This is a genomic window from Pedobacter roseus (genome assembly GCF_014395225.1).
Classification (GTDB): domain Bacteria; phylum Bacteroidota; class Bacteroidia; order Sphingobacteriales; family Sphingobacteriaceae; genus Pedobacter; species Pedobacter roseus.
Genome location: NZ_CP060723.1, coordinates 5,654,821 through 5,675,010 on the forward strand (window position 1 = coordinate 5,654,821; position 20,190 = coordinate 5,675,010).

Genomic DNA, 20,190 nt, shown 5'->3' on the forward strand with positions numbered 1-20,190 from the left:
TTCTTTAGAACCTGCTGTATCGCATTTACGGATTACAATTTTCTATCATTAAATGTGCCGCGCTCAATCTAAATACTACCCCAATCTTACCATTTACAAGTTTATTCATGCCATATCCTGTTTTAATATTTCTTAAGCAGATTTTTTGCAAGATGTTTATGAAAAATTAAACGAATGAAAAAGATAATCCTTTCTATTTCCTTACTGCTTTTGACTTTTGTGGCAAATGCACAGAAAAGTAGATATTTGGTTGATGAGTATGGTAATCCGAAACATTACGAGGTTCAGCAAAAATTTGGAAAGTGCAATATATTTTTAGTGGTAGATAGCGGTACAAAGCAGGTTACGCCATTTGAATATCTGACTAACTTTCCTTTAGGGAATATCGTTTTATTGAAAGGCGCAAAATCGATTGAGATCGAAAGTAGGATACAGAAAGATAGTTTGGCTTTTTATCGCTATTCAATTATAGAAAACGATTCTATCGTTCTTAAAAAAGATGCAATCCCAACAAAAATAAAATATAAATGGGGTAGTGGAAGTATTCTGCCTAACTACGTTGCCGCCAATTTAGGGGTATTTAATGCTGTAAACAAGAAAATAGAAGTTCAAATTTACAGGATCGATCTTAAAAGTCATGTTACTTCGGTAATAATATACAACAAGCCGATTTTTGCGCCGAAATCACTGTCGTTTAAATTATTAGGTGAAAACTCAGTCCGGAGTATTAATAATAACGCCAGTTTAGCCGTTAATGAAAGTGTAAAAGGTATAAGGGTTTCGATGGAAAATACTGATTTCAATATGCTTTATTCGATAATGGTTGAAAATATTGATGCCCATTCTTCTGCTATGCTCGAACCTGAATGGAAGGTAATTAAAAGCACAAATACGATTATTGGCGATATTGATGTTAAAGATTTTACCACTCCAGGTAAATACCGGGTTTCGGTATACCCTAAAACACGTACTTATTCTTTTTGGAAAGATAATACACTGGCTAGGAATTTTTTCTTTACAATAGAAAAACCAAAAGAAAGTTTTTTTACCTCTAAAGATTTACTAAAAGGGGGCGCAATTGGGTGCATTTTCGGTATAATATTGGTTCTGATTTTAAATAGTCGAAAAAAGAGAGAGGCAAGGATACTTGCACAAAAATCGCAGGAAAAAGAAATCGCCAAACTCCAATTAGATTCCGTTCGTTCGCAGTTAAACCCACACTTCTTGTTTAATGCGCTCGCAGGTATCCAAACGTTGATGAACAAAAATGAAATCGACAATGCCAATCGCTACCTTACCAAATTTGCCCGATTAACGCGTAATGTTTTAGACCATAAGGAACTCATCAGCTTAACATCAGAAAAAACTTTATTGGATGATTACCTGCAGATGGAGCAGTTACGTTTTGGCTTTCAGTACCAGATCACAGCTTCACCTGATCTTGATGTTGAGAATATTGAAATTCCGGCAATGCTTTTACAGCCTTTTGTAGAAAATGCCGTAAAACATGGTATTGCAGCGAAAGGAGGTGATGGCAAAATTGAAATCGATTTTACTAAAAAGGAAACAGATGTGATTTTAAGCGTAAAAGACAATGGCGGTGGATTTGATACTGCAAAAGATTATGCCGGCTTGGGTTTGGCATTGACTAAAAACAGAATATCTTTATTCAATTCGATTTATAAAGAAACCCCGTTTTTATTGGATATGAAAGCAGATGCCAACGGAACTTTAATCCGGATCACAATTAATCAATGGTTATAAAATGCGGACAATTTTAGTAGATGATGAAGTCGCCAATTTAGAAAATCTAAAGATTTTACTGGATAAACACTGTCCCCATATTAAAGTGGTAGCCAGTGCATCCAATATTGACGAGGCTTTTGCACAGGTTAACCTGCATCATCCTGATCTGCTTTTCCTCGATATCCAGATGGGCAAAACAACAGGTTTTGATCTGTTGAACCAGCTTACCGAGAAAACCTTTGAAGTGGTGTTTGTAACCGCTTATGATCATTATGGCATCCAGGCAGTAAAATTTGCCGCTTTGGATTATCTGCTCAAACCGGTTGATCCTGAAGAGCTGATAACTGCGGTAGAAAAAGCTGAAATCCGGTTCAGGAATAAAATAAATGGTGAACAGCTCAATTTTTTATTGAGCCAGATTAAAAAAAGTGAGCCCAGCAGTCCGAAAATTGCTTTGCCCCAACAGCACGAAATCCGTTATGTTTCTGTTGATGATATTGTGCGCTGCGTAGCCGATAATACTTATACTTTTTTCTTTTTAAGCAATGGCGATAAAATCCTGATCTCGAAACCGTTAAAAGAATATTCAGACTTACTTAAACCCCAGGGTTTTGTGCGGGCGCACCAAAGCCACCTGGTGAATCCAAAATTTGTAAAAAGCTGGCTAAAGGAAGATGGCGGAACGCTTTTGATGGATAATGGCGATAAAATCCCGGTATCTAAACCAAACAGGGAACTAGTAAAAGAAGTGTTGGGGAAATAGTTTAAAACTACGAAATTAATTAACCGCCCCACTTAGATACACTCAGGTGACTTAGGTGGTTAATATTATTTAAAAAAGCAAGGTTTGGTGCTTTTAGGTTATGAAAGTCCCGCTATCCGCTTCAAAGCCTTGGCTCGTTCCTCGCCTGCGGGTTTTACGCTGCTATCGGGTTTATTAAACAAATTCAGCTGTTTTTAACATCCAAACCTGCGAGGTTTAATAAATACAATACTAAAAGTCTGGCGCTTAATCCTCATCAAAAGCTACCTTATACTCAATATTGGTTTTTAAATGTATCGAGCGTAATTACTTTCACTAAACATTTAAATCAACCAGCATGAAACAGTTATTATTTTTATTCTTTTTTGTTATTTCTTTCGGCTTACAGGTTGCGCATGCAGCAACCATTGGCGTGCCAGAAATCATCCTCCTTCTTATCACTGGATTTATAGCAATCGCTGTAATCGCTGGTTTTGTTTTATTATGTTTACATTTAATTAGAAAGGCAAAAGCTACTCAAAATGAAAAATAAAATACTTTTTGGGCTGATTTTCATACTCGCTTACGGTATTCATACTGCCGCCTACGGAGCTATGCTAGGATTGCCTGAAATAATCATGCTGTTGGTAGCAGGCCTGCTCTTTTTTGGCTTTTTTGGAGGTATTTTTATGCTGATCTATTTCTTGATCAGACGGAACCGTACGCAGCCCCCAATAGCGCCAAATACCGTTGCCATCAATTTTGTCCCTCCCACAGCATATCAAAATCCACCGGTGGATGAAAAGATGGATAAGAAAGAAGCCATTAAAATAAATGCCAGGATTGCTTTGCCTCAACAGAATGAAATTAGATATGTTAACACCGAAGAAATAATAAGGTGCGAAGCCGATAACAATTATACCAATTTCTTCTTTAGTGGTGGAGATCAGTTACTCATTTCAAAATCTTTAAAAGAATATTCCGATCTGCTTAAACCACAAGGTTTTGTGCGGGCGCACCAAAGTCATCTCGTAAACCCGAAATTTGTAAAAAGCTGGTTAAAAGAAGATGGCGGAACGCTTTTGATGGATAATGGCGATAAAATTCCGGTATCTAAACCAAACAGAGAACTAGTAAAAGAAGTGTTGGGGAAATGAGTTTTCAAACCTCGCAGGTTTCCAAAACCCGCGAGGTTTAAACATTACATTACATTTTTGTACTTTTGCGGCTATGTCAGTTATTAAACCCTCATTAGCAAAAGGCACCCGCGATTTTACTCCGGTTGAAATGGTAAAACGCAACTTTATTTACGATACCATTAAAACGGTTTTCAGGAAATATGGTTATGCAGAAATCCAGACGCCAAGTTTTGAAAATCTTTCTACTTTAACCGGAAAGTACGGCGATGAAGGTGATAAACTGATTTTTAAAATTCTAAATAGCGGCGAATTTCTTAAAGATCCCAAAAAGAAAGCTTTCGATTTTGCTGAGGAAGATAACAGCAATAAACTAATCCCTTTAATTTCTGAAAAAGCATTACGCTACGATTTAACAGTGCCATTTGCGCGTTATGTAGTGATGCACCAGCACGAAATTACCTTGCCTTTTAAACGCTTTCAGGTTCAACCGGTTTGGCGTGCCGATCGTCCCCAAAAAGGCAGGTACCGTGAATTCTACCAGTGTGATGTAGATGTGGTGGGATCGGAAAGTTTACTGAACGAAGCTGAATTTATTTTGATCTACAATGAAGCTTTAAGCAAATTAGGCTTAAAGGATTTTAGCATAAAAATTAATAACCGGAAAATTTTATCAGGTATTGCTGAAATTATTGGTAAACCTGATTTAATTATTGACATGACAGTTGCTATCGATAAAATGGATAAAATTGGTTTAGATGGGGTAAGTAAAGAATTGTTGGAACGTGGTTTTACTGAAACTGATTTGGAAAAACTCCGCCCGGTAATTTTATTGGAAGGTACCAACGAAGAAAAACTAACCAGTCTGAAAGAAGTTTTAGCTGAATCTGAAACCGGTTTAAAAGGTGTTGCCGAAATTGAACAGGTTTTTGAATACGTAGAAAGCCTGATTTCTTATGGTTTGCCATTAGTTGCCAAATTAGAGCTCGATATTACTTTGGCCCGTGGCTTAAATTATTATACCGGCTGTATTTTCGAGGTTAAAACCAACGAAGTAGCCATGGGCAGCATTGGCGGTGGTGGCCGTTATGACGATTTAACCGGCATGTTCGGTTTAAAAGATTTAACCGGTGTGGGTGTTTCTTTTGGTGCCGACCGCATTTATGATGTATTGGAAGAGCTTAACCTTTTCCCTGCCTCAGCAGAAGTTGGAACAAAGGTACTGATCAGTAATTTTGATGCAGAAGCTGAAAAATATGCTTTGCCAATTGTTCAACAGTTTAGAAATGCGGGTATATCTGCAGAGTTATACCCGAGTTCGGCAAAACTGAAAAAACAAATGGCCTATGCCGATGCCAAGAATATCCCTTATGTAATATTAATCGGAGGCGATGAAATTGCCAGTGGAGAACTTACTTTAAAAGATATGCAAAGCGGAGATCAGAAAAAGCTGACTGTTTTAGGTATACTGGAGTTGTTGAAATAGAAGTTTAATTAACCACAGAGATCACTGAGTTTTCACGGAGTAAACAGAGCAACTTTAGTTGCTTAAAAATTTACTCAGTGTGCTCTGTGCCTTTTCTCTGTTGCCTCTGTGGTTAAATTCATCGTCCAACCCGCAATAAAACCGGGAAATGAACATCTTTCTCTGCATCATCACCCCAGGCTTCTTTCAGCTCGGTAAACAGGTACTCCAACGGATTCCGATCGTTAGCTTTTTTGTAATGTTGCAAGGAAGACCAGGTATTTAAATAGCCAATTAACTGGTTAAAATTCCAGGTGGTTTTGATCTGAAAATGTGGCGCAATAATTTCTTCAAAAGGGAAAGGGATGGTTTTATAACCTTCTTCAATGTAGCGGCGCTCGCTGTCCCAGTATTTACCTAAAATATCTTCATAAAGCTTATGGATAACTTTGTCGATTTTTTTATCGATCGACATAATCCCATAACCAATTACCGCAAAAAGTCCGTCTGGTTTTAGTGTTCTCTTTACTTCGGCGTAAAATGCTTCAAAATTAAACCAGTGGATGGCCTGTGCTACCGTAATCAGATCAAAACTATTGTTACCCACCGATATTTGTTCTGCTGGCTCCACTTTGTAAGTGATATTTGGCAACTGTAAAGCATTTTTCAATTGATTTTCGCTAATGTCTGTTGCATAAACTGCACCGAAATGCTGTGCCAGTACCCGTGCAACCTGACCATTCCCTGTGGCACAATCCCAGGCCGTTTCCTTGTTTTTTAACAGGGCAAACAAATAATCGTATAGTTCCTGCGGATATGTTGGTCGGTATATGGCGTAATCTGCAGATTGGGTAGAAAAGTTATCTTTCATTGTTGTAATGATTGAATTTTGAATGATGGAAGGAGTGAATGGGTAAGGATGAATATAACTCCGCGCTTTCTTTATAAAATTATTATATTTTTGATAAACAACTGGTATTAATTTAAGTTTCATATTCGGCATTCAATCACTCATTCAAAATTCTCTCATTCAATAATTCTATTACTCACTCATTCATTAATTCTACAATATGGAAAAAGCAGTACAAAAAGACGAAATTAAGGGGTAGAGTACCGGTTGAAATCTATTTTTGGTGGTTCTGTAGGCAATCTTGTTGAGTGGTACGATTGGTATACCTATTCTGCTTTTGCGCTTTATTTTTCTCCTGCCTTTTTTCCAAACAGTAATCCAACCGCACAGCTACTGGATACCGCAGGCATTTTTGCAGTAGGTTTTTTAATGCGGCCTATTGGTGGCTGGTTATTTGGCAGCATTGCTGATAAACTAGGGCGTAAGCGCTCCATGACAATTTCGGTGCTGATTATGGCCATCGGATCATTGATCATCGGTTTAACGCCAGGTTACAAACAGATTGGTATAGCTGCTCCATTATTACTCGTTTTTGCAAGGCTGATCCAGGGATTAAGTACTGGTGGCGAATATGGAACCTCTGCAACTTACCTCAGCGAAATGGCCACTAAAAAACACCGTGGCTTTTACTCTAGCTTTCAATATGTAACTTTAATCGGCGGACAGTTACTGGCTTTAGGCATTCAACTGATTTTGCAAAACTGGTTGCTTACCCCGCAGAATTACATGCCTGGGGTTGGAGAATCCCATTTTTTATAGGTGCAATTCTTTCGTTTATCGCTTTATATCTGCGTAGACATATTGACGAAACGGCTGCTTTTAAAAATAAAAATTCAGAAGATAAAAAAGGTGGTATTGCGGTATTATTGAAATATCCAAAAGAGGTTTTTACCGTTGTGGGTTTAACCTTAGGTGGAACCATTGCTTTTTATACTTTTAGCACTTATATGCAGAAGTTTCTAGTGAATACGGTGCACCTGAGTAAAGAAACCTCCACAACATTATCATTCATCTCTTTGCTGGTTTTTGCCATTATGCAGCCGTTGTTTGGTTTGTTATCCGATAAAATCGGCAGGAAGCCCTTGTTAATCGGTTTTGGGGTATTGGGCACCTTATGTACCTATCCAATTTTAACAGGTTTAGCCGGTGAAACGAATACCACAATTATATTTCTATTGATGATCGGTGCTTTGATTATTGTAAGTGGTTACACAAGCATCAATGCCGTGGTTAAAGCAGAACTTTTTCCCGCAGAAATCAGGGCTTTGGGTGTGGGTTTACCTTATGCCTTAACCGTGGCCATTTTCGGTGGAACAGCGGAATATTTTGCACTTTGGTTTAAAAATATCGGGCACGAGAGTTACTTTTACTGGTATGTAACCGGATGTATTTTGATCTCGTTGGTTTTATATACCACCATGAAGGATACCAAGCACCACTCGAAAATAGAGGATTAGATTTTTTGAAGCATGATTCGGTCGTGACGTCATTCCCAACTTGATTGGGAATCTTAATGCGGATAAGCAACCAAATGGTGATAAAATCGCCATTCTCTTCTATCCTCATTACAAACGAGGACAATATAAAGTCATCTTTGAAGAATTAAGTTTTATGCATCTAACTAAGATGATCTCAGGTGACTAAGGTGGTCAAAAAAATAAGCAGCTTTACTCTTTAATGATTATTTTGACAATAAAAAATGTGTTAAACCACCTAAGTTACCTTAGTGCGCCTAAGTTTTATATCGCTAAGATGATCTCAGAATGGTAAAACACCATAATACCTCCGTGTTAATCGGCGTCTCCGAGGCAAATCTATCTTTAGTGGCAAAAATGCGTGTGTTTACAAATAATTACTTACCTCAATTAAATTCATATCCGGATCGCGTAAATAGATAGAAATAATCTTACCATTTGCTCCCGTCCGTTCTACTGGTCCTTCTTCAATTTCGATGCAATTTTCTTTAAGTTCCTGCATCACTTCGCGTAGCGGAAAATCGGTGATAAAACACAAATCGGCAGTACCAGGCATTGGTTTAAATGCTTTTGGCTCAAATTCTGATCCATATTGGTGAAGATTGATTTTTTGATTGCCGAATTTCAGTGCCTTTCGGTTTTCGCCAAACTCAATAACTTCCATTCCCAGCGCAAGACTGTAAAATCTGCAGGTGCTTTCTAAATTGGCAACCGTTAATACAAGGTGATCTAAATTTTTGATGTCCATAATAATAAATTAGAACTAAAGCATTCGTCCTTTTGTTTTATTTAAAGGATTTTATGCTTCCAATATTTGGTTAGTAACTATCGACAAACAAAATAATCAATTTTTATATATTTACCATTATGCAAAACCTGCCTCCTTTAGCCGAACGTATGCGCCCTCAAAATCTCGATGAATATGTTGGGCAAAAACATTTAGTCGGAGTGGGAGCGGTGTTGCGCAAAGCCATTGAAAGCAGTCAGCTGCCGTCCATGATTTTCTGGGGACCTCCTGGAGTAGGAAAAACCACATTAGCCTATATCATTTCGCAGGCATTGGATCGGCCATTTTTCAATTTAAGCACCATTAACAGCGGCGTGAAAGATATCCGCGAGGTAATTGATCGGGCTGCTCAGCTAAAAGATAGCTTTTTGGGTTTGCCCATTTTGTTTATTGATGAGATTCATCGTTTTAGCAAATCGCAACAGGATAGTTTGTTAGGAGCAGTTGAACGGGGTTTGGTTACTTTAATCGGTGCCACAACCGAAAACCCATCATTCGAGGTCATTTCCGCTTTGCTTTCCCGTTGCCAGGTTTATATATTAAAATCCCTGACTGAAGAAGAACTGGCTGGTTTGTTGCAAACGGCCATTAAAAAAGATCCAATTCTTTCAGAGAAAAAAATCACCATCAAAGAGCACGAGGCCTTAATCCGTTTATCTGGTGGCGATGCGCGAAAGCTCTTGAACGTGCTAGAAATTGCCATTAATGGCATTGGTGGCAATAAAATTGTGCTTACCAACGAGAATGTATTGGCCCATGCACAACAAAACCTCGCGCTTTATGATAAAGCCGGAGAACAGCATTACGATATCATTTCGGCATTTATTAAATCAATTCGCGGTAGCGACCCTAATGCTGCGGTTTACTGGTTAGCCAGGATGATTGAAGGGGGAGAAGATCCCTTATTTATCGCCCGCAGGTTATTGATTTTATCTTCAGAGGATATAGGGAATGCCAACCCAAATGCACTTTTATTGGCCAATAACTGCTTTACGGCCGTAAATGTAATCGGTTACCCCGAAGCCCGGATTATTCTGTCACAATGTGTAACCTATCTGGCCAGTTCGCCAAAAAGCAATGCTTCTTACGAGGCCATTAACAAGGCACAAGCTTTGGTTAAACAAACCGGAAATCTGCCGGTGCCCTTACATATCCGCAATGCACCCACCAAACTGATGAAAAACATCGGTTATGGAAAAGATTATCAGTATTCTCACGGATATGAAGGTAATTTTTCACCCCAGGAATATTTTCCAGAAGAATTAAGCGGCACAAAACTCTACGATCCCGGCAAAAATGCGGCAGAAGAGAAACTGCGAGAAAAGCTAAGACAAAACTGGAAAGACAAATACAAATATTAGTGTAACATTTTCTTCCAAATGCATACTAATAGGTATATTGACTAAAAATCAAACACCTAAACTAAATATGCTGAGTACTTTTTTAAGCCATCAAAGAAAATCTTTCTGGCGTTCGCGGAACAGGGGCAGTAGTATTGCTGGCCAAATTGTTTTGGGTTTCTTTATGCTTTACTTTTTTGCCATTGCCGTTGGCGTTGGTTTTGGTATGTCGCATTTCCTGCCAAAAATTTTCCCAAACAAAGAAGTAATCTCCAGTTTTAACGGAATTATCCTTTATTACTTCGCATTCGATTTTATTATGCGTTTACAGTTTCAGGAGCTGCCAACTTTAAGCATTATTCCTTACCTGCATTTAAGGATTTCGAGAAGTAAAATCATCAGGTTTTTAAATGTTAAAGCGCTATTCTCCGCATTTAACCTTTGGCCGTTTTTTATTTTTCTGCCTTTCTTGTTTATTAAAATTTTGCCGGAATATGGAGTACTGGTTACGCTAATGTATATCGTTTCGATATTCTCGGTGATGGTTTTCAATAACTATCTCGTATTGTACATCAAACGGAAATCGATCACCAATACACTTTACACCTTTTTCGGGCTGGTTGTAATTGCCGCTTTTGCTGCTTTAGAATATTATAAGGTAATTTCTATTATGGCTGCCTCCGATTTTGTGTTTCGTGCTATTGCTGCGCATCCTTATTATGCCTTTGCATTTACCCTGGCAGCTATGGCTATATTTTACCTCAACTCTACTTTCTTGCGTAAAAACTTATATGTAGAAGAATTAAGTAGTAAACAAGAGAAAAAGGGCAGTACCGATTATGCTTTCCTTAACCGTTTTGGCAAGGTTGGCGAGCTGGCTGCTTTAGAGTTGAAATTAATTCTCCGTCATAAACGCCCACGTTCTGCGGTGATTTTGGGTTTCTTTTTCCTTTTTTATGGATTTATTTTTTACAAGGAAAAAGCAATCAATAGCGATGCTTTTGGGCAGATGATGTTCGGTGCCATTTTTATGACGGGTGTTTCCATCATTATTTATGGTCAGTTTATGTTTGCCTGGCAAAGTGCTCATTTTGATGGCATATTGGCCAACAAAATCAACTTTAAAGATTACATCAAGGCTAAATTTTTACTTTTTACCATTGGTTGTACCATTATTACAGTTTTGGCCAGTTTCTATGGCTTTTTAAGTCCGAAATTACTGCTTTTACACTTGGCTGCTTATTTCTATAACATCGGTTTCGGAACAGTGGTAGTGCTTTACCTTGCTACTTTAAATTATAAAAGATTAGATATTACCAAAGCAGCAAGCTTTAACTATCAGGGAACTGGTGCAACACAATGGCTTTTAATGTTTCCTTACGCACTTACACCCATTTTAATGTATGTGCCTTTCGGCATATTAAATAAACCTTATTGGGGCCTGGCTGCAGTGGGCATATTTGGTTTAGCCATGCTGCTGTTAAGAGGCTTCTGGGTAAATTACATTGCAAAACGACTTGAAAAACAACGATATAAAATAGCCGAAGGCTTTAGAGAATAATTATGATTTTAGAAGTTAAGAAATTACAAAAAGTTTATGGCGATAAAACCGTTGTAAACATCGAAGATCTACAGATTGCTGCCGGCGAAACTGTAGGGCTGGTAGGTAATAACGGTGCCGGTAAAACCACTTTCTTCAGGATGCTTTTAGATTTGATCCGCCCAACAACCGGCGAGGTTTTATCGAAAGGCCAAAATGTAATGCAGAACGATACCTGGAAAGATTATACCGCATCATTTTTGGATGAAGGTTTCCTGATTGATTATTTAACACCTGAAGAATATTTCATTTTTATCGGCAGTTTACATAACCTCAGTGTGGCCGATGTTTCTGCATACCTGAACCAATACGGGGAATTTTTTAATGGCGAAATCCTGAACAGTGGCAAATACATCCGCGATTTTAGTAAAGGTAATCAGGTTAAAGTGGGTATTGCTGCTGCTTTAATGCAAAAGCCCGAAATTTTAATTTTGGACGAACCTTTTGCCAATCTCGATCCAACTACGCAGATCCGTTTAAAGAAATTATTAAAAGATCAGGCAGGCAATATGACAACTTTTATTTCCAGTCACGATTTAAACCATGTTACCGATGTTTGCAGCCGGATTGTGCTGGTAGAAAAAGGACAAGTGATCAAAGATTTTAAAACAGACGAAAATACTTTGAAAGAGCTGGAGAGTTACTTCTCTGCCTAGTTTTTGTACTAAGAATGATACAATATATAAGGGTTAGGATTTATCTGAACCCTTTTTTTGTATACAAGATCGCTGTTTGTAGCTAAAATTGGTCAAAATAGGCCGAAAAAGCGGTTGTATCAGTTTTTGGCATTGTGTTTGAATATGTCGGGTAGAAATTATAAATCTAGCATATCATGAGTATTTCAAAAGTAAGAATAGCGACATTAAGTATAGGATTAGCCGTAGGATCAATGGCATTCCAAAGTTGTGATAGTTTAACTAAAACACAAAAAGGTGCCGGTATTGGTGCAGCAGCAGGTGGTGTTATTGGCGCCTTAATTGGTAAAAAAGCCGGTAATACAGCAGTTGGTGCTTTAATTGGTGGTGCTATTGGTGGTACAGCAGGCGCTTTTATCGGTCGTAGAATGGACAGGCAGGCAGCCGAAATCCAGAAAGCTATTCCTAACGCAGAAGTTATTCGTGAAGGCGAAGGTATTATTGTAAAATTCGACAGTGGTATTTTATTCGATTTCGATAAAACCGCTTTAAAAGATGCAGCTAAAACCAATGTGCAGAGTTTAGCTGCTTCATTAAACCAATATCCTGATACAGATATCAAAATTATCGGCCACACCGATAGCCGTGGTACAGAACAATATAACATGGGTTTATCTGAGAGAAGAGCAGCAGCAGTTAAAGCTTATGCCGTTTCTCAAGGTGTTCCATCATCAAGATTAGTTACTATTGGTAAAGGTTTTGCAGAGCCAATTGCAGATAACGAAACTGATGCAGGTCGTGCAGCCAACCGTCGTGTAGAAATTGTAATCGTTGCTAACGATGCATTAAAAGCTTCAGCACAGAAACAAGGATAATATCGCAAATTCCCTCTACCTATGAGGTCATTATATATGCAACCCCGGTGTACATCCACCGGGGTTTTTTGTTTTTAGAGTTGTCAATTTTATCACAGAGCTGCTGTATAAATTGACAACTCTATAAAAGGATATATCAGTTTTTTGAAAAGCAGGGTTCTGTGTATATCGGTTCCGAAAGCCCTGCTATTCGCTTTACTGCGTGCCGCTGCTATCAGGTTTAGTTAACCTGAGACAGTGCTCTCTAACCTCAATGCCCTGCAACCCCAAATAGTTGCACTGGCAGAATTTCTTAAACGGGATTGAAGCATCATCCTCCCGATCCCGATTCTTCATCGGATTGGGAGATACAGCGAAAAGCCCGGCTAACATTTAAAAAGCAGATGATCCTGCTTTCCAAAAGCTTTAAATAAATCTTCGAATAGATTTGTGTTAGATAGGAACATCAAACACCACGAGGAAATTAGTCTGCAGAATAAATATCTTCGAAATAGCTCACCACAAGCGATTTCATCAGCATCTCCTGCTCAAGCATGGTATAAGGCGGAATCGCTTTAATTAATTTCCAATGCGGCCAGCCATCCTGGTCCAAACCTTCCAGTTCATAAAAACCCATTTCGCTCAATAAACGGCAGGTAGCAATGTGCATCAGTTCTTCCTTTTGGCGTTTACTGTATTTTTTTGGTCCTTTGCCCAGTTCCTGAACACCGATGAGAAAAAGCATCACCTTTAAATCAGGAAAATCCGAATCAAATTCAGTTGAAATCCTTTCCTGTAAAACTTTCCATTTGGCATTAATCTCCGACGGCTTCATATCTGCAAAGATAGTGTAAAAACGTGTAAGCCTTAAGTAAAACGTTTAGGCTTTTTAACACTTAAGCTTGAATGGTAATGGTATTTTTGGTTACATTTATAACCTATGGATACGAATATCAATAAAACAATTAATGCAGGTTTATTAGCTTACGGCATGTCTGGAAAGGTTTTTCATGCTCCTTTTCTAAATGCACATGATGGTTTCAATTTAAAGGCCGTGGTAGAACGGAGCCATAAAAATGCAGTTAACGATTACCCCAATATTATTAGTTACAACAGCGTTGAAGAGCTGCTGAATGATGAAGAAATTGAGTTAGTGGTAATTAATACCCCAAATAACCTTCATTACGAACATTCGAAAGCTGCATTAAATGCGCATAAACATATTTTGGTTGAAAAACCTTTTACCGCAACCACTGCGCAGGCCAAAGAACTTTTCGAACTGGCCGATAGCGTTGGCAAACAGATTTTCTTTTACCAGAACCGCCGTTGGGACAGTGATTTTACTTCGGTAAAAAAAGTGATCGATAGCGGCAAGCTGGGTAAACTGGTTGAAGTTCATTTACGTTACGATCGTTACCGAAATGTTATCGGGCCGAAGGCATTTAAAGAAACCCCGTTAGAGGCCAGCGGATTGCTTTACGATTTAGGTCCGCATCTTTTAGATCAGGTGATCGGTTTATTTGGCAAGCCGTTGAGTTCCCACAAAATTTTAGGTAAAAACAGGGTTGGTACTTTGGTCGACGATTATTTTTCGATCCAGTTGAGCTATCCTGATAGCGTAAATGTTTTTGTAACCTCGAGCATGTTGGTGGTAAACCCACAGCCGGGCTTTGTTTTGCATGGCGTAAACGGGAGCTTTATTAAACAAAGAACCGATATTCAGGAAGAACAGTTACTGGCAGGTATGAAATTAACCGATCCGGCTTATGGTATTGAGTCACCGAGTAAAGATGGTTTATTAACCACCATTGATGCCGATGGGAATAAAACGGAAGAAGTCATTAAATCGGAGGTAGGAAGTTATCTGCCTCTTTTCGAAGCCGTTTACCAATCAATCACCAATAATAAACCTTATCCGGTTACCAGAGAAGATGTTCTGGTTCAATTAGAAATTATCGAAAGCTAACCTCTATCTGTGTAATCCTTTAAATCGGTGTAATTACTTTAATCTGTGTAATCTTTATTATGAACTCGTTGCCATTTGCTTATTTAATCCCCATTTTTCTGATTGCCCTTTACCTCATCCTTAAAAAAAAGAAGGTTGCTATTGAGCCTTTAACAGATGTAGACAAGAAAATACTGGACGATTATGTGGGTTATTACCATAATCTCGATTCGACAGATAAGCTTAAATTTGAGCAAAAGGTGGCGGCATTTTTCAGTGCGGTTAAAATTGAAGCGGTTGGTTTGGAAATGACCACTTTAGATGAACTGCTGATTGCCTCAAGTGCGGTTATCCCTATTTTTGGTTTTGATGATTGGCAATACAAAAACTTAACCAGCGTTTTATTATATCCTGATACTTTTAACAAAGATTTTCAGTTTGATGGTGGAGAAAGGAATATTATGGGTATGGTGGGTACTGGTTATATGAACGGACAAATGATTTTATCACGTTCGGCACTTCGTCATGGTTTTTCTAAAAGTGCAGGTAAAGAAAATACAGCCATACATGAATTTGTTCACCTCTTAGATAAATCGGATGGGGCAACTGATGGCGTTCCGGAGAATTTATTGGCACACGAATATACTTTGCCATGGGTAAAAATGATGCACGAGGAAATTGCCAGGATTGAAGATAACAAATCGGATATTAATCCTTATGCCATCACCAACGAGGCCGAATTTTTTGCAGTAGTTTCTGAATATTTCTTCGAAAAACCCGAGTTGTTAAAGGATAAACATCCTGAATTGTATTTTCAGTTAAGTCGCATTTTTGCGCAACAGCCTGCTCGTTAAAAATGAATTACCGAATGAGAATATTGGCAACTGTTATCTGTAGTTTGATTTCGATCAGCAGTTTTGCGCAGAAAATTTATGTATTAAGGCAAAATTACCCGACAGGTTACAGGTATGATTTCTCTATTAACTCTGATCAGATCATTAACCAGAAAATTGGCGGTCAGGAGGTACATTTAACCCAGAATATCGGCACGGATTATACGTTCGATATCACCGAAGGCCACAATGGAGAAAAAGATGTGAAAGTAACCTACAACAGGATTTTTATGAAATCTGTTGCGATGGGTACTACAATGACCTATAACTCTGATGAGCAGGACAGCACCAAAAAAAATCCATTCAGTGGTTTAAAGGGCGCTTCTTTTTTTATGACGGTAACGCCAAACGGAGGGATTAAAACCGTTGCGGGCATAGATAAAATGCTCGACAATATGGCGTCAAAAATGAGCAATGATACCAGTGAGGTGAGGCAGATTAAAAATGCTTTAAGTAAACAGTTTAGTGCAGAAGTGGTGAAACAGACCATGGAATCGTCGTTTAAAATATATCCGGAAAGAGCAGTTAAAATTGGCGATAGCTGGACGGTTGATACAAAACTGCAGATGAGTATGCCGATAGAAACCATTACCGCATACACTTTGAAAGAAGTGAAAGATGGAATTGCCATCCTCAGCGTAAAAGGCGCATTGGTATCAAAAGGAAATTTTGAAGTGATGGGCAATAAAATGGAAACCGATTTAAAGGGCACTAACTCAGGAGAAACATCAATTGATATTAAAACCGGGATTGTGCTGAACAGTCACCTGCGGATAGAGCTGTATGGGAAAATGAAATCGATGGGGCAAGATATTGATTTCGAAATGCAGGGCATTAATAAAATTGTAGGGAAAGAGGTAAATTAATTTGTTCAGACCTCGCAGGTTTCACAAACCTGCGAGGTCTTCAAAAAAACTATAAACTACCCGTTAACGCCACTAAAAACTCCGTTGGAATTTCGATATGTGGAATATGGCCACAGGCATCAAATTCGATAATTTTGGACCCTATAATTTTGGCAGCTGTTTGTTTGCCTAAAAGTTTGTACTGGCCGTGTAAAGCCTGTTGATCAGGTGTAAGCAAACCTTTACCTACAATGGTTTTATCTTCTTTACCGATAAATAAAACGGTAGGTACCTTTAAATTCTGAAATTCGTAAACAATCGGTTGTTCGTAAATCATGGTATAGGTTAGTGCAGCTACTTTAGCCCAACGTGGATAATCAGCACTATTGGTTACGCCACCAGCAATATCAACCAGGTATTCGTATTCAGGTTTCCAATAGGTAAAATAAGAGCCCTGATAGTATTTTCTTACACTTTCTGCGGTAGTTTTTAGCTCGGTTTGGTATTGCTGTGCGGTGGTGACATAAGGAACAAAAGTTTTGTAATCTTCTAAACCGATCGGATTTTCGAGTAGCAATTTTTCTGTGGTTTCAGGGTACATTAAGGCAAAGCGGGTGGCCAGCATACCACCCATGCTATGGCCTAAAACCACTGTTTTTTGAATACCAAGCGTATCTAATAATTTTTTATTCCAGGCCGCCATTTGGTGGAAGCTGTAATGAATAAATGCTTTTGACGATTTGCCAAAACCGATCTGATCGGGTACAATAACCCGATAGCCAATGTTTGTCAGGGCTTTAATTACGTTGCCCCAGTAATAACCTCCAAAATTTTTCCCATGAAAAAGGATTGCCGTTTTTCCATTGGCATTTGCAGTTGGTGCAACATCCATATAGGCCATTTTAATATCTTGTCCTTCGGTATTAATGGGGAAGTATTTAACCGGATAAGGATATTTAACGTTATCCAGAGTGATAGAAAGGGTATCTGTTTTTTGTGCCTGTACGTGGCTAAAAATAAACAGGCTAAGTGCTAATAACAGGAAGTATCTCTTCATTGATGGCTAATAATGTAAAAAAACTAATTGGCTCAAGTTAAACTTTTGCCAATTAGTTAGCTTAAAAATCATGCCCTTTTTACATAAGCTGCATAAAAGATGTATCGTTTATGAGTAAAGCGTAAGAAATTGGTTATATCATCAATGCATCATGTCTTCGAGGGATAATTTATTGTGTAAAATCAATATGAATGATCTATTAAGTTCTTTTTTTTTGTCCCAAAGGCACAGTCTTGCCTCGGCTGGCCGCCGCCGAAGGGCTCTTTCTTTTTGCTGCCAAAAAGAAACAAAAACCACCGGCTGAAAATTTTTCTTTCGAAGCTAGTGATATGGCCGGGACAGTGTAGCCCGAAAAATTTGTTAGGCCGGATTTAAGTTAAACGGAGATACAGTGCTACGGCCTAGCTACGTGGAAATGCACAGTGGTAATAAATCCCTCATTAATAGCTTATTGTGGGATAATGTTCGCGATAATTTATTGTGTAGATCCGTATGAATGATCGAGGGATTTAGCTAAATAATAGACCGTGAGAAATCGTCATTGCGAGAAGGCTTTTTCAGCCTGCGAAGCAATCTTAATGCGCTCGCTGGTAGCGATAGTTGTAAGATTACTTCCCCGAAAAGTCGGGGCAGGCTGTGCCTCGCAATGACGAAATTCTTTTGACAGATTTGATTTAACCTATCGGCCATTAAAATTATTACTTAAACAGCTGTTTAAGTAAAGGCGTTGGGATCTGTAAAGTTGTAGCGTCTGAGAAATCGCCGACAAAGGATTTTACATTAACATTTTGCAATTGTACTCTAGAAGTATCTATTGTCTTAATACTTAGATTATCAAAGGGGAATGGTTTTTTGTTATTTTCATCCATATTCCCGATTTCAACTTCTGAATTTTTTGCAATAACATACAGATCTTTAAAAGAATTTGTATAACCACTGAACTTAGTTTTATTTAAGTTAAGGTAAAGTTTGCCGATGTTAGTTGGATTAATTACACTTATGATTTTGCCTTTTGCATCGTTGTTGGTAATATCTCCGCTTAAAAATAAATCTTCAACATTATCTAAGTTTAATGTTATAGCATCAGAATGTGCACTAAATTCTAAAATTTTCGAATTTGCCACTGAAACCTCGCTAATCTTTGGGCAATAAATAACGATAACAATTTTTTCAATGCCATTATCCTCACTAAAATTTTTAATCGATAGTTGAAGTACGCCGTTTGCATCTACTTCATACTTTAAATCGTTTTTAAACTTTTCCTGAATCTTAAGCCCATACTTGTTATCTTCTTTTACAAAGAGTTGTACACTAAAACCCTTTGCATCTTTAATCTGGAGTGAATTAAAAGGCGATTGCAATGAAAAGCTAACCCTTTCTTTCGATTTTTGTTCAAAAGTTTCATTATTGATTTGTTGTGTTCCAAGATAAGAGTCTTCAATTCCTCTTTCTTTGTAATTCATCTTAATATTTACAGCTACCACAATTATTGGAATAATTATCAATAGTGCTGCAAGCGTGATTAATAATTTATTGCTTGTTTTCATATTTTTAAGCGTTAAAATTTTCTTTTACAAATGTTTCGTATTTGCTTTTCAGTTCATCAAAGCCAATATTTAATAAATAAATGTTCCTGAATACTACCGGAAGCTCATCATCCATAAATAGCGCTTTTCTATAGCTTTTCACATGCTCAATGGCATCATCGCTTACGAAAAAGCCGATTCCCCTTTTATTATTGATAATGCTTTTGTTTTGTAGTAATTCGTAGGTACGCATTACTGTATTTGGGTTAACTTCAAGTTCAACCGCTAATTCCCTCACTGAGGGTAGTTTTTCTTCGGCTTTCCATTTTTCGAGCAAAATATGTTCACAAACGTATTCTGCAATTTGAAGGTATATCGCCTTATTATCTCTAAATTCCATATCTATACCTTTTAATTATACTTCTTTTTCTTTTAGACGGATGTAAGTAATCGTCCACATAATTAGGGTGATGATGCTTGTTACCAATAAAATTAGTAGCAAAATCCAGTCTTTATCTTCTTTTCTAAAATGATGATGACTGGCAACTTTACCCTCCATTAACCATATAGAAAGTTTAACTACCAGATAAGATGCAAGGCCGATAAAAACCATTACAGATAGTGCTGTTTTGATGTAATGAAAGCGGTTGAAATACACGGATCCTAAAAGGAATATGCTGGTAATAAGAAAGGGAAAGGCAAAAAAGTAGCTGCAATATTTCCTGTAACCTTCGTCGTTAAATACCTGATGAGTAATGGTTTCAACTGGTTTAACGATTGCATTATTGGGTAGCAGTCCTTTAAAAGCATCAAGGTGACCATTCAGGTATTTTACAAAAGCAAGATCTGTTAAATAAAAGATCAACAGGTAACTAAACAAACTTATTACTGAGGTGTAAACTACCCCCGCCAAAAATTTTTCGAATACGGATGCGGGTGTCATCAGTTCTAAAATTGCTCTTGATTTCTGTCCAAGGATATTAAAATAGCTACTGGCTACGATGCTGATAAAAACAAATCCCAAAATCAGAAAAAGAGGGTAGCGGAAACGCATATCAAGGTTGCCGTCATAGTCAAAATTATTGTCTTTAAGGGGCGAGGGTATACTGTAGGTGTAAAATCCCACTACAATTCCCAATAAAACCACAAGGCTGATCAGGTAAATTTTTCCAAAATCAAGCCATTGTCTTTTAAGCAATAAGCCAAATCGATTAATATTAAATGTGTTGTTCAT

General features: G+C 37.9%; 21 protein-coding genes. 14 read left to right on the top strand and 7 right to left on the bottom strand.

What is annotated here, in order from left to right; all coding sequences use genetic code 11:
* The first annotated feature begins 174 nt into the window (after window positions 1–174).
* The 5 genes from H9L23_RS23365 to hisS all read left to right on the top strand — a co-directional run bounded on the left by H9L23_RS23365 (window position 175) and on the right by hisS (window position 5,110).
* Entirely contained in the window at window positions 175–1,764 is a 1,590-nt protein-coding gene (locus H9L23_RS23365; protein WP_187592561.1) for a sensor histidine kinase, read from the top strand.
* 1 nt (window position 1,765) lies between these two features.
* Window positions 1,766–2,509, top strand: coding sequence for a LytR/AlgR family response regulator transcription factor (locus H9L23_RS23370; RefSeq protein WP_187592562.1), 744 nt, complete (start codon window positions 1,766–1,768; stop codon window positions 2,507–2,509).
* A gap of 337 nt (window positions 2,510–2,846) precedes the next feature.
* A complete protein-coding gene (locus H9L23_RS23375) occupies window positions 2,847–3,041 on the top strand; it encodes a hypothetical protein (protein WP_187592563.1) in 195 nt (64 codons plus the stop codon).
* Complete coding sequence (locus tag H9L23_RS23380; RefSeq protein ID WP_187592564.1) at window positions 3,031–3,645, top strand: LytR/AlgR family response regulator transcription factor; 615 nt, start codon at window positions 3,031–3,033, stop codon at window positions 3,643–3,645. The genes H9L23_RS23375 and H9L23_RS23380 overlap by 11 nt, the downstream gene beginning before the upstream one ends.
* Before the next feature lie 73 nt (window positions 3,646–3,718).
* The gene (gene hisS / locus H9L23_RS23385; RefSeq protein ID WP_187592565.1) at window positions 3,719–5,110 is read left to right on the top strand and encodes a histidine--tRNA ligase; all 1,392 of its coding nucleotides are present in this window, start codon (window positions 3,719–3,721) and stop codon (window positions 5,108–5,110) included.
* Window positions 5,111–5,228: 118 nt separating this feature from the next.
* Here hisS and H9L23_RS23390 read toward each other — a convergent pair whose 3' ends face one another.
* Window positions 5,229–5,960, bottom strand: coding sequence for a class I SAM-dependent methyltransferase (locus H9L23_RS23390; protein ID WP_187592566.1), 732 nt, complete (start codon window positions 5,958–5,960; stop codon window positions 5,229–5,231).
* Window positions 5,961–6,206: 246 nt separating this feature from the next.
* Between H9L23_RS23390 and H9L23_RS26945 the strand changes: the two genes are divergently transcribed.
* Window positions 6,207–6,758, top strand: coding sequence for an MFS transporter (locus H9L23_RS26945; protein ID WP_262892377.1), 552 nt, complete (start codon window positions 6,207–6,209; stop codon window positions 6,756–6,758).
* A gap of 17 nt (window positions 6,759–6,775) precedes the next feature.
* The gene (locus H9L23_RS26950; RefSeq protein ID WP_262892395.1) at window positions 6,776–7,456 is read left to right on the top strand and encodes an MFS transporter; all 681 of its coding nucleotides are present in this window, start codon (window positions 6,776–6,778) and stop codon (window positions 7,454–7,456) included.
* Between the two features lie 385 nt (window positions 7,457–7,841).
* Here the strand turns inward: H9L23_RS26950 and H9L23_RS23400 are convergent, their stop codons facing one another.
* On the bottom strand, window positions 7,842–8,222 hold the full coding sequence (locus tag H9L23_RS23400) for a VOC family protein (protein WP_187592567.1): 381 nt from the start codon (window positions 8,220–8,222) through the stop codon (window positions 7,842–7,844).
* 119 nt (window positions 8,223–8,341) lie between these two features.
* Here H9L23_RS23400 and H9L23_RS23405 point away from each other — a divergent pair, with 119 nt between their 5' ends.
* The 4 genes from H9L23_RS23405 (at window position 8,342) to H9L23_RS23420 (ending at window position 12,711) form a co-directional block, all read left to right on the top strand.
* Entirely contained in the window at window positions 8,342–9,622 is a 1,281-nt protein-coding gene (locus H9L23_RS23405; protein WP_187592568.1) for a replication-associated recombination protein A, read from the top strand.
* A gap of 67 nt (window positions 9,623–9,689) precedes the next feature.
* Window positions 9,690–11,162 (top strand): DUF5687 family protein, encoded by a 1,473-nt coding sequence (locus H9L23_RS23410; RefSeq protein WP_187592569.1) that lies wholly within the window; start codon window positions 9,690–9,692, stop codon window positions 11,160–11,162.
* 2 nt (window positions 11,163–11,164) lie between these two features.
* Window positions 11,165–11,857, top strand: a complete 693-nt coding sequence (locus H9L23_RS23415; protein WP_187592570.1) for an ABC transporter ATP-binding protein — start codon at window positions 11,165–11,167, stop codon at window positions 11,855–11,857.
* A 176-nt stretch (window positions 11,858–12,033) separates the two neighbouring features.
* A complete protein-coding gene (locus tag H9L23_RS23420) occupies window positions 12,034–12,711 on the top strand; it encodes an OmpA family protein (RefSeq protein WP_187592571.1) in 678 nt (225 codons plus the stop codon).
* Window positions 12,712–13,174: 463 nt separating this feature from the next.
* Here H9L23_RS23420 and H9L23_RS23425 read toward each other — a convergent pair whose 3' ends face one another.
* Window positions 13,175–13,525, bottom strand: coding sequence for a hypothetical protein (locus H9L23_RS23425; protein ID WP_025143454.1), 351 nt, complete (start codon window positions 13,523–13,525; stop codon window positions 13,175–13,177).
* Window positions 13,526–13,630: 105 nt separating this feature from the next.
* Here H9L23_RS23425 and H9L23_RS23430 point away from each other — a divergent pair, with 105 nt between their 5' ends.
* From H9L23_RS23430 to H9L23_RS23440, 3 genes are read left to right on the top strand one after another with little or no spacing between them, the layout of a single operon-like run.
* The gene (locus H9L23_RS23430) at window positions 13,631–14,656 is read left to right on the top strand and encodes a Gfo/Idh/MocA family oxidoreductase (RefSeq protein WP_187592572.1); all 1,026 of its coding nucleotides are present in this window, start codon (window positions 13,631–13,633) and stop codon (window positions 14,654–14,656) included.
* Between the two features lie 59 nt (window positions 14,657–14,715).
* Entirely contained in the window at window positions 14,716–15,489 is a 774-nt protein-coding gene (locus tag H9L23_RS23435) for a M90 family metallopeptidase (protein WP_187592573.1), read from the top strand.
* Between the two features lie 14 nt (window positions 15,490–15,503).
* Window positions 15,504–16,394, top strand: a complete 891-nt coding sequence (locus tag H9L23_RS23440; protein ID WP_187592574.1) for a DUF6263 family protein — start codon at window positions 15,504–15,506, stop codon at window positions 16,392–16,394.
* Window positions 16,395–16,443: 49 nt separating this feature from the next.
* Here the strand turns inward: H9L23_RS23440 and H9L23_RS23445 are convergent, their stop codons facing one another.
* The 4 genes from H9L23_RS23445 to H9L23_RS23460 all read right to left on the bottom strand — a co-directional run bounded on the left by H9L23_RS23445 (window position 16,444) and on the right by H9L23_RS23460 (window position 20,190).
* Window positions 16,444–17,430 (bottom strand): alpha/beta fold hydrolase, encoded by a 987-nt coding sequence (locus H9L23_RS23445; RefSeq protein ID WP_187592575.1) that lies wholly within the window; start codon window positions 17,428–17,430, stop codon window positions 16,444–16,446.
* Between the two features lie 698 nt (window positions 17,431–18,128).
* Complete coding sequence (locus H9L23_RS23450; RefSeq protein ID WP_187592576.1) at window positions 18,129–18,977, bottom strand: hypothetical protein; 849 nt, start codon at window positions 18,975–18,977, stop codon at window positions 18,129–18,131.
* Window positions 18,978–18,981: 4 nt separating this feature from the next.
* A complete protein-coding gene (locus H9L23_RS23455; protein WP_187592577.1) occupies window positions 18,982–19,356 on the bottom strand; it encodes a GntR family transcriptional regulator in 375 nt (124 codons plus the stop codon).
* A 15-nt stretch (window positions 19,357–19,371) separates the two neighbouring features.
* Window positions 19,372–20,190 carry a hypothetical protein gene (locus H9L23_RS23460; protein ID WP_187592578.1) on the bottom strand — a complete coding sequence of 273 codons (819 nt, stop codon included), beginning with the start codon at window positions 20,188–20,190 and terminating at the stop codon, window positions 19,372–19,374.

What these genes read in the sequence shown, in the direction of transcription:
- H9L23_RS23365 (WP_187592561.1), top strand. Translation starts at nt 175, where the DNA reads ATGAAAAAGATAATCCTTTCTATTTCCTTACTGCTTTTGACTTTTGTG.
- H9L23_RS23370 (WP_187592562.1), top strand. Translation starts at nt 1,766, where the DNA reads ATGCGGACAATTTTAGTAGATGATGAAGTCGCCAATTTAGAAAATCTA.
- H9L23_RS23375 (WP_187592563.1), top strand. Translation starts at nt 2,847, where the DNA reads ATGAAACAGTTATTATTTTTATTCTTTTTTGTTATTTCTTTCGGCTTA.
- H9L23_RS23380 (WP_187592564.1), top strand. Translation starts at nt 3,031, where the DNA reads ATGAAAAATAAAATACTTTTTGGGCTGATTTTCATACTCGCTTACGGT.
- hisS (WP_187592565.1), top strand. Translation starts at nt 3,719, where the DNA reads ATGTCAGTTATTAAACCCTCATTAGCAAAAGGCACCCGCGATTTTACT.
- H9L23_RS23390 (WP_187592566.1), bottom strand. Translation starts at nt 5,960, where the DNA reads ATGAAAGATAACTTTTCTACCCAATCTGCAGATTACGCCATATACCGA.
- H9L23_RS23400 (WP_187592567.1), bottom strand. Translation starts at nt 8,222, where the DNA reads ATGGACATCAAAAATTTAGATCACCTTGTATTAACGGTTGCCAATTTA.
- H9L23_RS23405 (WP_187592568.1), top strand. Translation starts at nt 8,342, where the DNA reads ATGCAAAACCTGCCTCCTTTAGCCGAACGTATGCGCCCTCAAAATCTC.
- H9L23_RS23410 (WP_187592569.1), top strand. Translation starts at nt 9,690, where the DNA reads ATGCTGAGTACTTTTTTAAGCCATCAAAGAAAATCTTTCTGGCGTTCG.
- H9L23_RS23415 (WP_187592570.1), top strand. Translation starts at nt 11,165, where the DNA reads ATGATTTTAGAAGTTAAGAAATTACAAAAAGTTTATGGCGATAAAACC.
- H9L23_RS23420 (WP_187592571.1), top strand. Translation starts at nt 12,034, where the DNA reads ATGAGTATTTCAAAAGTAAGAATAGCGACATTAAGTATAGGATTAGCC.
- H9L23_RS23425 (WP_025143454.1), bottom strand. Translation starts at nt 13,525, where the DNA reads ATGAAGCCGTCGGAGATTAATGCCAAATGGAAAGTTTTACAGGAAAGG.
- H9L23_RS23430 (WP_187592572.1), top strand. Translation starts at nt 13,631, where the DNA reads ATGGATACGAATATCAATAAAACAATTAATGCAGGTTTATTAGCTTAC.
- H9L23_RS23435 (WP_187592573.1), top strand. Translation starts at nt 14,716, where the DNA reads ATGAACTCGTTGCCATTTGCTTATTTAATCCCCATTTTTCTGATTGCC.
- H9L23_RS23440 (WP_187592574.1), top strand. Translation starts at nt 15,504, where the DNA reads ATGAGAATATTGGCAACTGTTATCTGTAGTTTGATTTCGATCAGCAGT.
- H9L23_RS23445 (WP_187592575.1), bottom strand. Translation starts at nt 17,430, where the DNA reads ATGAAGAGATACTTCCTGTTATTAGCACTTAGCCTGTTTATTTTTAGC.
- H9L23_RS23450 (WP_187592576.1), bottom strand. Translation starts at nt 18,977, where the DNA reads ATGAAAACAAGCAATAAATTATTAATCACGCTTGCAGCACTATTGATA.
- H9L23_RS23455 (WP_187592577.1), bottom strand. Translation starts at nt 19,356, where the DNA reads ATGGAATTTAGAGATAATAAGGCGATATACCTTCAAATTGCAGAATAC.
- H9L23_RS23460 (WP_187592578.1), bottom strand. Translation starts at nt 20,190, where the DNA reads ATGAACAACACATTTAATATTAATCGATTTGGCTTATTGCTTAAAAGA.